This window comes from Streptomyces spiramyceticus (assembly GCF_028807635.1).
Lineage (GTDB): Bacteria > Actinomycetota > Actinomycetes > Streptomycetales > Streptomycetaceae > Streptomyces > Streptomyces spiramyceticus.
Window position 1 is genome coordinate 778226 of the sequence record NZ_JARBAX010000001.1, and the last position, 13992, is coordinate 792217.

Here is a 13992-nt window from a genome sequence, read left to right on the forward strand (position 1 = left end):
CCCGATGCGTTAACAAGACGTTGACGTGCGAGCAATAAGAGCAAAACCCCAGGTCACAGCGCAGGTACGATGTCGACGGGGAAGCCGTTGAGCACAGCGGTGCCGGACAGCGGGTCGAGTCGGCTCCCGTCGAGCAGCTGGTTGACGTTGACGCCCGGGGTGGCCGCCGCGACCGACATCCGGACGCCCGGCCTGTCATGACCCCAGCCGTGCGGCAGGCTCACGACGCCGGCGCGCACCGCGTCTGTCACCTCCACCGGCGCCTCCACTGCCCCTCCCTCCGCGCTGATACGGGCTGACGCGCCGTCGGTGAGACCGAGCCGCAGCGCGTCGTCCGGGTGGATCTGGAGGGTGCAGCGGTTGCTGCCGCCGTTGAGCGACGCGATGTTGTGCATCCAGCTGTTGTTGGACCGCAGATGACGCCGGCCGACGAGGACGAGAGCCGCGGGCCGCTCGTCCAGCGCGCGCCGCAGCCGGGGCAGGTCGGCGGCGATGGGGGCGGGCAGCAGCTCGATCCTTCCGCTGCGGGTCTTGAGGATCTGCCCGAGGCGCGGCTTGAGCGGGCCCAGGTCGATGCCGTGCGGGGCTGCCTTGAGCCTGTCGAGTGTGAGGTCGTACGGACCGAGGCGCAGCATCAGGTCGAGCCGCCGCTCGGGCCCGGTGCGGCCGGTGAGTTCGGCGGCGAGCTCCTTGGGGGCGCCGACCCTGGTGAGCGTGGAGTCGATGACCATGTCGTCGACGGCCGACGGATCGGCGCCGTGCATACCGCTGACAGCGAGGATCAGCCGGGCGTGGATCTCGCTCTCGTCCATCCGTCCGGCCTCCAGCGGGACGGCCGCCGGGGAGTAGCGCACCTGGTTGTGCACGGCGAAGGTGTTGAACGAGAAGTCGAAGTGCGCGCTCCGGGAGGGCGGCGGCGGGGGCAGGACGACGTCGGCGTGCCGCGAGGTCTCGTTGAGATACGGGTCGATGCTGACCATGAAGTCGAGATCCTCGCTCAGCGCCTGGTCCAGGCGGTCGCCGTCGGGCGCTGAGAGCACGGGGTTGGCGGCGATGGCGATGAGCGCGCGCACCCGCCCCTCCCCCGGCGTCCGGATCTCCTCGGCCAGCGCGGCGAGCGGCAGTTCGCCCTTGGCCTCGGGGTGGCCGCTGACCCTGCTGTGCCAGCGGCCGAGGTCGAAGCCCTTGCCGGGGCCTGCGGGGCGGGGCGTGCGGGCGGTGGCGGAGAGCGGGAAGAGGGCGCCGCCGGGGCGGTCGAGGTTGCCGGTGAGGATGTTGAGTACGTCGACGAGCCAGTTGGCCAGCGTGCCGAACTCGACGGTGGAGCTGCCGACCCGTCCGTACACGGCGGCGGTCGGCGCGGCGGCGAGTCCGCGTGCCAGGCCGCGGATCTCGTCGGCCGGGACGTCGCAGGCGGCGGCGACGGCCTGAGGGGTGAAGTCCCGTACGGCTTCCCGCACTTCGGCCAGGCCCTCGATGTGCTTCTCCAGCACGCCGGGCGCGGTGAGCTTCTCCTCGAAGAGAACCTGCGCGAGGGCGGCGAGCAGCAGTGCGTCCGTGCCGGGCCTGATGGCGACATGCCGGTCGGCGGTCTTCGCCGTACGCGTGCGGCGCGGGTCGACGACGACGAGCGTGCCGCCGCGCTTGCGCAGTGCCTTGAGCTTGCCGGGGAAATCGGGGGCCGTGCACAGACTGCCGTTGGAGTCGAGAGGGTTGGCGCCGAGGAGCAGCAGATGGTCCGTACAGTCCAGGTCGGGCACCGGAATCGCGTACGGGTCGCCGAAGAGCAGGCCGCTGGACACGTGCTTGGGCATCTGGTCGACCGTGCTGGCCGTGAAGAGGCTGCGGGTGCGCAGCGCGGCGAGCAGGACGGACGGGTAGAGGGAGCCGGCCATGGTGTGGACGTTGGGGTTGCCGAGGACCACGCCGACGGAGTTCGGCCCGTACTCCTCGATCAGCGGACGTATCCGGGCGGCGACGAGATCGAAGGCCTCGCTCCAGCTCGCCTCCCGCAGCTCTCCGTCCTTGCGGACGAGGGGCCCGGTCAGGCGGTCGGGGTCGGCGTCGAGATCTCCGAAGGAGGCGCCCTTGGGGCAGATGAAGCCCCGGCTGAAGATGTCTTCGCGGTCGCCGCGTGCTCCGGTGACCTTGGTCCCCTCGATCGTGAGGGTCAGGCCGCAGGTGGCCTCGCAGAGTGGGCAGATACGCAGGGCGGTGCGGGAATCGGTGGTGCGGGATACGGCGGCTGGGGCTTGACCGGACATGAGCCCTCCCGGGGGCGGCGGCGACGGTGGCGCGCGGGCACGGCCGAGCATACCGACCGGTACGAACGTCGGGGAGTCATTCGCCGAGGCATTCCGGAGTCAGCGGCATGCGCGGACTCATTCGAGCGTACGGGCGAGATAGGCGTGGAGGACCGCCCGCGTCTCGGCGATGAGATCCGGGTCGCCCGACGGCTGCGCACGGAACGCCAGCTGAAGCAGCGCGTCGGCGGCCTCGACGGCGACCAGCATCGTCCGGCGCAGGGCAGCGTCCGGTTTGCGGCCGAGGTGGGCGGAGAGCAGGCCGGTCAGGCGGTCCGTTACGCGGTGATTGATCCCGGCGGCCGGATCGCCCACCGGGATCTGGACGCCGAAGTCGACGAGGCCGAAGCCGGGGACGGTGCGCTTCATGGCGATGTACTCGTCGAGCACGGCATCGGTGGCGCGACGCCAGTCGGCGGCCGGGATGCCGGCGATCCGGCTGCTGATCCGCTCGGCGTAACTGTCGAGGTTGCGCTGGGCGAGGGCGTCGGCCATGGCGCGCTTGTTGCCGAAGAATCGGTAGACCGAGCCGATGGGGACGCCCGCACGGGCGGCGACGTCGCGGGTGCTCAGGTCCTCGTAACCGGTCTCGTCGAGGAGTTCGGCGCAGGCGTCCAGTATCCGGGTCAGCCGCTCGGCGCTGCGCTGCTGCACGGGGGCTCGGCGGAGTGAGTTCGTAACAGGCACGGGCTCCATGGTGCCGATCCTCCCCTACGGGCGGCTCCGGGCGGGCCTCGCGCAAACACCGGAAAGTGATCACACGGCCCAGTAGCCGTTGACGGCCGGGCCAGGGAATCCTACTGTCATCCATAGGATTCCTTCGGCACCGGGAGCGGACGATGAACGGCATCGAGCAGGCGAGGAAGACGGCTGAGGGACTGGCCCATTCCTCGGGCTTCGGCAACGAACACAGCTCGGAGGCTGTTCCCGGCGCCCTGCCGCACGGCCGGAATTCGCCGCAGCGCGCACCGCTCGGCCTCTACGCGGAGCAGCTCAGCGGCAGCGCCTTCACCGAGCCGCGGGCCCACAACCGCCGCTCGTGGCTGTACCGGATCATGCCGTCGGCCGCGCACCCCCCGTTCGTCCGCACCGACAACGGCGGCCTGCGCAGCGCGCCCTTCACCGAGACGGTCCCCGATCCGAACCGGCTGCGCTGGAACCCGCTGCCCGAGCCCGAGCCCGGCACCGACTTCGTGGCCGGCCTGTGGACGGTGGGCGGCAATGGCGACGTGACCCAGCGCACCGGCATGTCGATTCACCTTTACCACGCCAACTCCCCCATGACCGGCCGTGTGTTCAGCGACTCCGACGGCGAGCTGCTGATCGTTCCGGAGCGCGGCGGACTGCTGCTGCGCACCGAGTTCGGGCTGCTGCGCTGCGAACCCGGCCACATCGCGCTGATTCCGCGCGGCGTGCGCTTCCGCGTCGAGCTGCTCGACGAGAGTGCCCGGGGTTACGTCTGCGAAAACTACGGGCAGCCCTTCCAGCTCCCCGACCTCGGCCCGATCGGCGCCAACGGCCTGGCCAACGCGCGTGACTTCCTCGCCCCGGTGGCGGCGTACGAGGACACCGAAGGCCCGGTCGAGGTGGTCAACAAGTTCTGCGGCAACCTCTGGTCGGCGACGTACGACCACTCACCTCTCGATGTCGTCGCCTGGCACGGCAATCACGTGCCGTACGTCTACGACCTGCACCGCTTCAATGTCATCGGCTCCATCAGCTACGACCACCCCGACCCGTCGATCTTCACCGTGCTGACGTCGCCGTCCGACACCCCGGGCCTGGCCGGTGTCGACTTCGTCGTCTTCGCGCCGCGCTGGCTGGTCGGTGAGGACACCTTCCGGCCGCCGTACTTCCACCGCAATGTGATGAGCGAGTACATGGGCCTCATCGAGGGCGCGTACGACGCGAAGACTGCCGGAAAGGGGGGCTTTGTCCCAGGCGGTGGTTCACTGCACAACATGATGTCGGCGCACGGACCCGACCGGGAGACCTTCGACCGGGCGAGCGCCGCCGAGCTGAAGCCGCAGAAGATCGACGACGGTCTTGCCTTCATGTTCGAGACGCGCTGGCCGGTGACGGCGACCGGGCAGGCGGCGACCGCCGACCATCTTCAGGCGTCGTACGACGACGTGTGGCAGGGTCTGGAACGCCACTTCAGGTCGTAGTACATGCGGCCCACCACCGGCGTACCGACGGAGAACTGAAACCGTGACCGCATTCGCCCCCGACTCGCTGGTCCTGAACCGGAAGCTGCCCCTCTGGTACCAGGTCTCGCAGTCCCTGCGCGCTTCCATACTGGGCCGCACGCCCGACGCTTCACTGCGGCTGCCCACCGAGGAACAGCTCGCGGCGCACTACGGCGTGAGCGTGCTCACCATGCGCCAGGCCCTCAAGGAACTGGAGGCCGAGGGCCTGATCAGCAGGCACCGGCGGCGCGGCACGTTCATCGAGCCGGGGGCGAGGCGGGGCGCCCCGCGCCGGCTGCTGGGCTCGATCGACGCGATCGTGGCCCAGCAGTCGGGCGAGCTGACGACGGTCCTGGACCACGGTCCGGCGCCCGTGCCCGGCGAGCTCTTCGCGTACTTCCCGGACGTGCGCGAGGTGGTGACGTACAAGCGGCTGCGCCGCGACGGCGAGAGCGGCGAGCCGACCAACTGGGCGGAGAACGCGGTGCGTCCGGAGCTCGCGGCCGGTCTCGACATCGCCGATCTCGAACGCTGGCCGATGACGAAGGTGCTGCGTGACGTGCTCGGCGTGCGCATCAGCAAGATCACGGACACGGTGGAGGCGACGCTCGCCGATCCGGCCACGGCCGACCTGCTGAAGGTGCCGCTGCTGAGCCCGATCCTGCACTACACGGGGGTGACGTACGACGAGGAGGGGCGGGTGGTCGATGTCGCCCGCATCCGCTACCGGGGCGACCGTTTCTCGTTCTCCGTGACGGTGGACGCGCACTGACGTCCGGTCCGCGGGCGCTTGGTTACGATGCCGGGGGCTGCGACTGATGGGGAGAGTTACGGGGAGGATGCCCGCATGAGTGGTACGGACGCCCCGCTGCTCGACGAACTGATGCCGTGGTCGGTGGCGGCCTTGCGGCTGGGACGTGGCTGGATTCTCGCGCCGGACAGGCGGACACTGCGGGCCCGTTGGGATGCGCTGGTACGGGCGCGGGGCGCCGAGCGCGAGGAGCTGTTCGTGGCGACGCGGGCGCGGACGACGCGCAGTTCGGTTGCCGCACTGCCCGGTCGGCCCACCGGAACCGGGCGCCTCACGCGCGAGAGCGGGCCCTGCCCGGAGCCGGTGCGTGTCGTGCACGGCCCGTTCGACGAGCAGTGGCTCATCCCCGACCACCGCCTGATCGACGCCGCCCGCCCCGAGCTGTGGCGGGTCGCCGACGCGGAGCAGCTCTTCGCCGTCGAGCAGGGTTACGTGCCCGGGTCGGCGGGGCCGGCGCTGCTGGTCAGCGCGGTGCTGCCGGACGGCCGCTCCGCCGCCGGCCGCCCCGGGCGCATCCGCCCTCTCTTTCGCCGTCCCGGCGGCCGCGAGCCCAACCTCGCGCCGGGGCTCTTGGCGCTGCTGAGCGGGCGTTACGGGCGCGAGGTCACGGCCGACGAGGTGCTGGCGTGGGCGGTCGCGGCGGCGGAGGGGTCACCGTCGGGCGCCGTGGTCCCGCTGCCGGCGGACCCCGGCGCCTGGTCGACGGGGGTGGAGCTGGGCCGCCGGATGACCGCGATCCAGCTGCGCGGGGCGCGGGGCGGGGAACGCCCGAGGCTGCCGGGAGGGTGCCGCCCGTACGTACGCTCCGCGGTGCCGGCCCGGCCCGGGGAGCTGACGTACGACGCGGAGGAGGAGACGCTGCACATCGGGGCCGGCCGCATCTCACCCGTACCGCGTGCGGCGTGGGACTTCGAGGTGAGCGGCGTACGGGTGCTGGACCTGTGGTTCGACCGCCGCACGGCGGAACCGGAACCCGGCACGCTGGAGGCGATCCGCGCGGCGGAGTGGGCGCAGGAGTGGACTTCGGAGCTGCTGGAGCTGATTACGGTGCTGGCGTTGTTGGGCGAACTGGAGCCCGGGCGGCGCGAGTTGGCGGGGACCGAACGGATCACACGTGCTGAGTTGACGGAGGCGGGGGTGCTGCCGGTGCGGGACGCTGCACGGCGGCCGGCGTCTGTGCTGGACCATGCGGAGGAAGGCCCTGAGGGCCAGTTCGCGCTGCTGTAGGGATGGGCGGCGGTGCGCGACCTCTTCGGGTACGCCCGGTCCCGGCGGACGCCGCCTGGCCGGTGGCCCGTCCCGTCGCCGGATCGCCGGCCTGGTCGCTGGTGGATCGCGGTCTTCGCAGCGCTCGCCGTCCGCCGGTACGCCGACCGGAGGGTGGTGAGCGGCGGCAAACTCTCCATCCCGGCAGGGTCGCTCCGTCAACCTGTGCGGATGACAGCGATGACAAAGGTGCTGCGTACACGGTAGTCAGTGCTGTTATGAGCCATCAGCCACTGCCCCTCGACGGCATCACCGTCGTCGCCGTCGAGCAAGCCGTCTCGGCGCCGTTCGCCACCCGCCAGCTCGCCGATCTCGGCGCCCGCGTGATCAAGATCGAGCGCCCGGACGGCGGCGACTTCGCCCGCGGCTACGACACCGCGGCGCGCGGCCTCGCCTCGCACTTCGTCTGGTGCAACCGGGGCAAGGAGTCCATCGCCGTCGACCTCAAGGACCCGCGTGGCCTCGACACCGTCCGCCGGCTCGTCGCGGGCGCCGATGTGTTCATACAGAACCTCGCTCACGGCGCGGCCGCCCGGCTCGGTCTGGACGCGGCGACGCTGTGCGCCGCGTACCCGCGCCTGATCGCCGTCGACATCTCCGGATACGGCGACGGCGGACCGTACGCCGACAAGCGGGCGTACGACATGCTCGTCCAGTGCGAGGCGGGCCTGGTGTCCGTGACCGGCACCCCCGCGCAGCCCGTCAAGGCCGGTATTCCGGCGGCCGACATCGCGGCGGCGATGTACGCGTTCTCGGGGGTCCTGGCGGCGCTGCTGCGGCGCGGGACGACGGGGCTCGGCGGGCCTGTGGAGGTCTCGATGCTGGAGGCGCTCGCCGAGTGGATGGGGCATCCGCTGCACCATGGGATGCATGGGGGTGAAGCCCCGGCGCGCACCGGGGTCGCGCACGCCGTCATCTCTCCGTACGACGCCTATCCGACGGCGGACGGCGGCCAGGTGCTGCTGTCCGTACAGAACGACAGGGAGTGGCGGCGGCTGGCCGAGCAGGTGCTCGGCCGACCGGAGCTGGCGGACGATCCGGCCTTCGCGACGAACACCGCCCGTACCGGGAACCGGGAGAAGACGGATGCGGTGGTCGCCGAGGCGCTGGTCGCGATGAGTGCGCCGGAGGCGGTCGCGGCGCTGGAAGCTGCCGGTATCGCCTGTGCGCGGCTGAATACGGTGGCCGATGTTGCCGCGCATCCGCAGTTGGCGGCGCGGAACCGCTGGCGTGACGTGGAGTCACCGGCGGGGCCCTTGCGGGCACTTCTGCCGCCGATCACGATGCCGGGTGGGACGGACCCTGTGATGGGTCCGGTTCCCGCACTCGGCGAACACACCGACGCGCTGCTGCACGGCCTGGGGATGACGGACGTACAGGTTTCAGCGCTGCGCCGGGACGGTGTGGTCGCCTGAGCGTGTCCGTGACTCTGGTTCCGCCCGAGTCAGTGGCGGCTGCCGAAGAGCGATCGACGCAGCCGTCGCAGCGGAGCGAAGAGCGAGACGCGTCCGCTCCTGCTCGCTCGCGAGTGCGCAACATCACGCGAGGTCAGCTCGCGCATCAGCAGTGTCGCCTCGGCCGACTCGCGCTGCGGGACGGCTGGGCCGCCGAGCACCGCGAGATGGCGGTCGAGACGCGAGCTGGTCGCGCCGCTTCCACACGTGATCGCAGGCACTCGCGGCCTGCTGCGCACCGTTATCTGTTCCATGTCACTCCCCACCCGTACGAGGGCACCCGGCCCGGGCAGGTTAACCCTATCCCGCCGGCTGGACACACGTGTATCCCGCCCACGGGATTCACCACTGCGATACGGGTGTTGACGGTCACTCTCCGAATACGGCTGATTCCAGGGCGAGTTGGACAGCCCGCAGCTCCGGTCGGCCCGTCCGGCCCTGATTGCCGCTCAAGGGGGCTGCATACGCCGTGAGTTGAGCTAACTTGAAGTGGTTTCTACCGTGATGCCGCTCTGCTGCGGATGGGGGGCTCGCCAGTGAGTGAAGAGCCGGGCAACGAGCAGCGGGTGATCGCGGGCCGCTATCGCCTGCTGGCCCCGCTGGGTGAGGGCGGCATGGGCGTCGTATGGCGTGCCCGCGACGACGTGCTGGGCCGTGAAGTCGCGGTCAAGGAGGTCAGAGCGCCGTCCGGACTCGGAGCCACCGACGGGCGGCGGCTGTACGCACGGCTGGAGCGCGAGGCCTGGGCGGCGGCCCGCATCTCGCACCGCAATGTGGTCACCGTGTACGACGTGGCGACCGAGGAGGGCCGGCCCTGGATCGTGATGGAGCTGGTGCGCGGGCTGACGCTCTCCGACGTACTGGACGGCGAAGGGCCGATGCCGCCGCAGCGGGCCGCGCACATCGGGGGCGACGTCCTGGCGGCCCTGCGCGCCGCGCACGAGGCGGGCGTACTCCACCGCGATGTGAAGCCGGGCAATGTCCTGATCGCCAATGACGGCCGGGTCGTACTGACGGACTTCGGCATCGCGATGGTCGAGGGCAGCTCGGCGCTCACCATGACGGGCGAGCTGATCGGGTCGCCCGAATTCCTCGCGCCGGAGCGGGCGATGGGGCGTACGCCGGGGCCCGAATCGGATCTGTGGTCGCTCGGAGTGCTGCTGTACGCCGCCGTCGAGGGCAATTCGCCGTTCCGTCAGGACACCCCGCTCTCCACGCTGCGCGCGGTGGTGGACGAAGAGCTGCCGCGGCCTGTACGGGCGGGGGCGCTGGCACCGGTGATCGAGGGGCTGCTGCGGAAGGACCCGGCCGAGCGGCTGTCCGCCGACGAGACAGCGCGGCAGCTGCGGATCGTGGCGGCAGGCGGAGCGCCGCGTACAGGAGAGACCCCAGTCGCCCCCGGGCCGTACAGCAGCCCGACCGTCACGGCTCCGACGCCGGTCCCCGGTCCCGCGCCGTCGCCGTACGGCAGCCCCACGCCGCCCCCCGGCCCCCTGCCGACGCCAGGCACCGTGACGACGACCACCACGCAGGGGCGGCCCCGGCGGGCGGGACTGGTGCTGGCGGCGGGGTTGGCCGTGCTGCTGCTCGTGATCGGCGGCATCACGTGGGCGTTGCTGAACGGCAACAAGGGGGATCCGGGGGAGAGTTCCGGTGCCTCGTCCGGCACGGCCGGCGTCGACAACGGCGGAGCCAACGGCAGCAGCGGCGGTACCGACGGCGGTGGCTCCGCCACGGGCGGGAGCGGCACGCCGGGCAGCACGGGCGGCGACAACGGCGGCGGCGACGGGGGCAATGACGGCGGCGGAAGCGGCAACGGCGGCGGTCACGGGAACGGGGGCAATGGCGGCACCACCACCCCGCCGCCCGCCCAGTCCGTGAAGGTCGCCGTCACGACCGTGCGCGGCAGTTACTCCGGCACCTGCCCGCCGCCCGAGGCGCAGGCACCGGCCTTCACCGCCACGTTCACCGTCGGCCGCACCCCGGTGGAGGTCGAATACCGCTGGGTGAGCGAGAGCGGCGAGTCGTCCGACCCTGGCTGGAAAACGCTGTCCTTCGGGGCCGGCGACGGGAAGTCGAAGCAGGTCAACCACACCGAGCTGACGTACAAGGAGGGCGAGACCTTCCACGACGAGATCAGTGTGGAGGTCAGGAGTCCGGTTTCGGCCCGGTCCAACTCCGTGTCGTTCTCGGTCACCTGCGAACAGGAAGAGGAGACCCCGACGGGCGGGGCCTCCTCGTACACGGCCTCCTACACAGCCGAAGCGCAGGTCAGGCGGCGGAGTTGAATACCGGCAGGTAGCCGCCCGACTGGCCGGCGGCCGTCGGGTGGTACGACTCGCCGATGTTCGTCCACTTCACACTGTGCAGCCACGGGGACGAGGAGCAGATCTCGTGTCCCGTGAAGGCCGGTGTGACCTCGGCGAAGGTGTAGCCGTGGTCGGCCGCCCGCTTGGCGGTGGCGGCGTTGAGGTAGTCGGCAGCGCCGTTGATGGCAGCGCGCTCCTTCTCGGTGAGGCCGGCGGTGCAGCTGCCGTTGAGCTTGTAGAAGCGGGGGTAGCCGAGTACGACGACACGCGCCGACGGGGCTTTGGCTCTGATCGCCGAGTACACCGAGTCGAGCTTGCCGGGCAGGGTCGAGTCCACGTAGCGCTTCGCCTCCTCGATCCGGGCGAGGCAGGCGGACTCGGACTGGAGGACGCAGGTCGTCATGACGTCGGCGAAGCCGGCGTCGTTGCCGCCGACGGTGAGGGAGACGAGGTCGGTCGAGGAGCTGAGCGGGCCGAGCTGACCGGCTGTCACATCACCCGTACGGGCGCCGGAGCAAGCCGTGAAGGCGAACGACGAGGGTGAATGGGACGCGGCCCACAGGGCCGGGTAGGCACGTGTACTTCGCTTGCAGGAGCCGCTGCCACTGTCGTAGCTGCCGGCCCCGACGCCCGAGGAGTAGGAGTCGCCGAGGGCTGCGTAGTTGATGGACGCAGCGTCGAGGGATTCGGCCTGTTGAGCTGCCTGCGCCGCGCCCGCCCCGGTGAGGGCGAGGGCGGCGGCGAGCAGGAGCGACGATGAGAATGCCGCGATTCGGGACAGTTTCATGGAACCTCCCTTAGCAGGATTTCCGCCTCAACTGTCGTAGCAGTCCCCATACATCACCGGAAGTGTCCATGCCAAGGAGTTTCGCCAGGGATCTTCCACACACTCTCTCCGCATCCTTGACGGGGCTGAGCCGACTGCGCGACATTGAAGCCCGGCATCCGGCGCTTCAGGGGGCAAAGTCGCCAATGCAGACCATCAGTAACAAGACATCAGCAGCCGTCGCGGATTCGCTGCCCGTTCTCGCGGGCGCCGCGCTCGCCGTATCGGCGGTCGGCGCGGTCCTGGCGCTCACCGATCTGACATCGCCGCTGCGGCCGCCGTTCACCCTCTTCTTCCTGATCGCGGCTCCGGCGTCCGCCGTGGCCGCGGGACTTCGGGGCATGGAACCGCTGGGCCGTCTGGTGGCGTCGACAGCAGGGGCAGTAGCACTGAACCTGCTGGTCGCCCAGGCCATGCTGGCCACGCACATGTGGTCGGTGCGGGGCGGCGTGGCGGCGATCGCCGGGCTCAGCGCTCTCCTCTTCCTGCTGGCACTGGTACGGCGCCCCGGCGGCCGTACGGCGAGAAGGCAGACCCTCTGACGTGGACATCCATGTGCACCGCCCCGGTGAACTCAGCGCCGCCGACCGGGCCTCCTGGACCGCGATGCAGTCCAAGGCGCATCTGCACGGTTCGCCGGAGCTGGCGAACCCTTTCCTCTCCCCCGAGTTCGCCCTCGCCATGGGCCGGTACCGGCGCGGGGTGCGGATCGCCGTCGTACGCGAGGACGGTGAGCCGGCCGCGTTCTTCCCGCACCAGAGATCCGCCACCGGCGTCGGCCGGGCCATCGGTCTCGGTGTGTCCGACAGTCAGGGCCTGGTGCACAGGCCGGGCTTCGAGTGGGACGCACGGGAACTGCTGCGGGCCTGCGGGCTCGCGGTGTGGGAATTCGACCACTTGGCGCAGGGACAGGGGCCTTTCGAGGCCGGCGCCACCGGTTCGTTCGCGTCGCCGGTGATCGACACGCAGGACGGGTACGAGGCCTACCTCGCGCACCTGCGGAAGAACTCACCGAAGTTCCTCAAGACGACCCTAGCCAAGGAGCGGAAGCTGATCCGCACCGTCGGCGAGCTGACGTACGTGCACGACGAGCGGGACCCGGAGGCGCTGCGCACGCTGATGCGCTGGAAGTCCGCGCAGTACCGGAGGACCGGGCGCAGCGACCGCTTCACACAGTCCTGGATCATCGGACTCGTCGACCATCTGTTCCACACCCGCACCGAATCCTTCAGCGGGCTCCTGTCGGTTCTTTACGCGGACGGCCGGCCGATTGCCGCGCATTTCGGTCCGCGTACGGAAAGGATCATCAGCTGCTGGTTCCCGGCCTATGATCCGGCGTTCGCGAAATTCTCGCCCGGTTTGCTGATGCATCTGCGGATCGCTGAGGCCGCCGCCGCCGACGGCACCGCTTACATCGATCTCGGCCGCGGCCAGAAACAGTACAAGGACTCCCTCAAGACGCGGGAAATCATGGTGTCCGAGGGGTGGGTGATGCGCCGTCACCCGGTCGCCCTGGGCCAATGGGCACGGCGTGCCCCGGTCCGGGCGCTGCGCAATACGGTGGTCGAACGGCCTGAACTGTTCGAACCCGCCGATAAGTTGCTCAAACGGATCGGGGAAATCCGATCGGGACGGTTCCGTATGTGACCGTCGATGTAAGGCCAAAGACACAAAAAAGCGAGTCTACGTTCCAGGTCTTGCCATACAGTCCCAATCATCAATACCGTCGTACATCCACCCGCATCGGTCCATCATGCAAAGCGGCTCTAGGGGAGGGCTCAAGCGTCGCGAGGGGTCCGGGGCGGGCGCGGTAGGGGGGTGCCGTACTCGGTGACCACAGCTGTGCCGAGTCGCGTGCCGCGTGGAGAGTTATGCCAGCTCACCCGACCAGTACGGAGTTCCATGCCGTCATGGGCCGGGTGAGAACCCCCCCTTTCGAACCGGAAACTCATCCGGACCGCCCGGGGGCGGGCGGTCCACCGGTGGAGAGGGAAAACACTCATGAGCTCAGTACTCCGCCCTGCGGTGCCAGGGCAAGATCCGTTAATCGCGCCGTCACGGAACGGCAATTCGCAAGGGACGGGAGCCGGCCGAATACCCGGTCAGTACCGGCCGATCTCTTCGCACCTCGCCATTGCGCCGCCGGTGAGCGTGGTGATCCCCGCCATGAATGAGGCGGAAAACCTCCCGTACGTCTTCAAGACACTTCCCGACTGGATCCACGAAGTGATCCTGGTCGACGGGAATTCGACCGACGACACCGTGCAGGTGGCCCGCGATCTCTGGCCGGGAATCAAGGTCGTCAAGCAGCGCGGAAAAGGCAAGGGCGACGCACTGATCAGTGGATTCGCCGCCGCCACCGGCGAAATCATCGTGATGGTCGACGCGGACGGCTCGGCCGACGGCAATGAGATCGTCAGCTATGTCTCGGCGCTCGTCTCGGGGGCCGATTTCGCGAAGGGATCACGCTTCGCCAACGGCGGCGGCACGGACGACATGACGCCGGTCCGCAAGCTCGGCAACCGGGTGCTGTGCGCCGTGGTCAACGCCAAGTTCGGCGCCCGCTACACGGACCTCTGCTACGGCTACAACGCCTTCTGGCGGCACTGCCTCGACAAGATCGACCTGGACTGCACCGGCTTCGAGGTCGAGACCCTGATGAACATCCGGGTCGTCAAGGCGGGCCTGCGGGTCCAGGAGATTCCCAGCCACGAGTACGTCCGCATCCACGGCATGAGCAACCTCAGCGCCGTACGGGACGGACTGCGCGTCCTGCGAGTGATCCTCAAGGAGCGGGGGAAGCGGCACGGCCGGGGAGCGGTGTCTTGAACCAG

At 70.1% G+C, this 13992-nt stretch carries 12 protein-coding genes; 8 read left to right on the forward strand and 4 right to left on the reverse strand.

The window, feature by feature from the left end; all coding sequences use genetic code 11:
• Positions 1-53: 53 nt before the first annotated feature.
• Positions 54-2264 (reverse strand): molybdopterin oxidoreductase family protein, encoded by a 2211-nt coding sequence (locus PXH83_RS03485; protein ID WP_274556509.1) that lies wholly within the window; start codon positions 2262-2264, stop codon positions 54-56.
• 117 nt (positions 2265-2381) lie between these two features.
• The gene (locus PXH83_RS03490; protein WP_274556511.1) at positions 2382-2999 is read right to left on the reverse strand and encodes a TetR/AcrR family transcriptional regulator; all 618 of its coding nucleotides are present in this window, start codon (positions 2997-2999) and stop codon (positions 2382-2384) included.
• Between the two features lie 143 nt (positions 3000-3142).
• Between PXH83_RS03490 and hmgA the strand changes: the two genes are divergently transcribed.
• From hmgA to PXH83_RS03510, 4 genes are all read left to right on the forward strand, one after another.
• Positions 3143-4471, forward strand: coding sequence for a homogentisate 1,2-dioxygenase (gene hmgA / locus PXH83_RS03495; protein ID WP_274556512.1), 1329 nt, complete (start codon positions 3143-3145; stop codon positions 4469-4471).
• A gap of 43 nt (positions 4472-4514) precedes the next feature.
• Positions 4515-5264: a GntR family transcriptional regulator gene (locus PXH83_RS03500; RefSeq protein ID WP_274556514.1), complete on the forward strand. Its 750-nt coding sequence runs from the start codon at positions 4515-4517 to the stop codon at positions 5262-5264.
• 75 nt (positions 5265-5339) lie between these two features.
• A complete protein-coding gene (locus tag PXH83_RS03505; protein WP_274556516.1) occupies positions 5340-6530 on the forward strand; it encodes a type ISP restriction/modification enzyme in 1191 nt (396 codons plus the stop codon).
• A 257-nt stretch (positions 6531-6787) separates the two neighbouring features.
• Positions 6788-7984, forward strand: a complete 1197-nt coding sequence (locus tag PXH83_RS03510) for a CaiB/BaiF CoA transferase family protein (protein WP_274556518.1) — start codon at positions 6788-6790, stop codon at positions 7982-7984.
• A gap of 29 nt (positions 7985-8013) precedes the next feature.
• Here PXH83_RS03510 and PXH83_RS03515 read toward each other — a convergent pair whose 3' ends face one another.
• Positions 8014-8277 carry a hypothetical protein gene (locus PXH83_RS03515; RefSeq protein WP_214922370.1) on the reverse strand — a complete coding sequence of 88 codons (264 nt, stop codon included), beginning with the start codon at positions 8275-8277 and terminating at the stop codon, positions 8014-8016.
• Positions 8278-8544: 267 nt separating this feature from the next.
• Between PXH83_RS03515 and PXH83_RS03520 the strand changes: the two genes are divergently transcribed.
• Positions 8545-10311 carry a serine/threonine-protein kinase gene (locus PXH83_RS03520; RefSeq protein WP_274556526.1) on the forward strand — a complete coding sequence of 589 codons (1767 nt, stop codon included), beginning with the start codon at positions 8545-8547 and terminating at the stop codon, positions 10309-10311.
• Here PXH83_RS03520 and PXH83_RS03525 read toward each other — a convergent pair.
• Positions 10295-11119: an SGNH/GDSL hydrolase family protein gene (locus tag PXH83_RS03525; protein ID WP_274556528.1), complete on the reverse strand. Its 825-nt coding sequence runs from the start codon at positions 11117-11119 to the stop codon at positions 10295-10297. The genes PXH83_RS03520 and PXH83_RS03525 overlap by 17 nt on opposite strands.
• A 185-nt stretch (positions 11120-11304) precedes the next feature.
• Between PXH83_RS03525 and PXH83_RS03530 the strand changes: the two genes are divergently transcribed.
• The 3 genes from PXH83_RS03530 to PXH83_RS03540 all read left to right on the forward strand — a co-directional run bounded on the left by PXH83_RS03530 (position 11305) and on the right by PXH83_RS03540 (position 13987).
• Positions 11305-11700: a hypothetical protein gene (locus tag PXH83_RS03530; RefSeq protein ID WP_274556530.1), complete on the forward strand. Its 396-nt coding sequence runs from the start codon at positions 11305-11307 to the stop codon at positions 11698-11700.
• A 1-nt stretch (position 11701) separates the two neighbouring features.
• Positions 11702-12805, forward strand: a complete 1104-nt coding sequence (locus tag PXH83_RS03535) for a GNAT family N-acetyltransferase (protein ID WP_274556532.1) — start codon at positions 11702-11704, stop codon at positions 12803-12805.
• A 354-nt stretch (positions 12806-13159) separates the two neighbouring features.
• Complete coding sequence (locus PXH83_RS03540; protein ID WP_274556533.1) at positions 13160-13987, forward strand: glycosyltransferase family 2 protein; 828 nt, start codon at positions 13160-13162, stop codon at positions 13985-13987.
• The last annotated feature ends 5 nt before the right edge of the window (positions 13988-13992 follow it).

Excerpts from the sequence above, each read along its gene's own strand:
- PXH83_RS03485 (WP_274556509.1), bottom strand. The coding sequence starts at position 2,264 with ATGTCCGGTCAAGCCCCAGCCGCCGTATCCCGCACCACCGATTCCCGC.
- PXH83_RS03490 (WP_274556511.1), bottom strand. The coding sequence starts at position 2,999 with ATGGAGCCCGTGCCTGTTACGAACTCACTCCGCCGAGCCCCCGTGCAG.
- hmgA (WP_274556512.1), top strand. The coding sequence starts at position 3,143 with ATGAACGGCATCGAGCAGGCGAGGAAGACGGCTGAGGGACTGGCCCAT.
- PXH83_RS03505 (WP_274556516.1), top strand. The coding sequence starts at position 5,340 with ATGAGTGGTACGGACGCCCCGCTGCTCGACGAACTGATGCCGTGGTCG.
- PXH83_RS03510 (WP_274556518.1), top strand. The coding sequence starts at position 6,788 with ATGAGCCATCAGCCACTGCCCCTCGACGGCATCACCGTCGTCGCCGTC.
- PXH83_RS03515 (WP_214922370.1), bottom strand. The coding sequence starts at position 8,277 with ATGGAACAGATAACGGTGCGCAGCAGGCCGCGAGTGCCTGCGATCACG.
- PXH83_RS03520 (WP_274556526.1), top strand. The coding sequence starts at position 8,545 with ATGGGGGGCTCGCCAGTGAGTGAAGAGCCGGGCAACGAGCAGCGGGTG.
- PXH83_RS03525 (WP_274556528.1), bottom strand. The coding sequence starts at position 11,119 with ATGAAACTGTCCCGAATCGCGGCATTCTCATCGTCGCTCCTGCTCGCC.
- PXH83_RS03530 (WP_274556530.1), top strand. The coding sequence starts at position 11,305 with ATGCAGACCATCAGTAACAAGACATCAGCAGCCGTCGCGGATTCGCTG.
- PXH83_RS03540 (WP_274556533.1), top strand. The coding sequence starts at position 13,160 with ATGAGCTCAGTACTCCGCCCTGCGGTGCCAGGGCAAGATCCGTTAATC.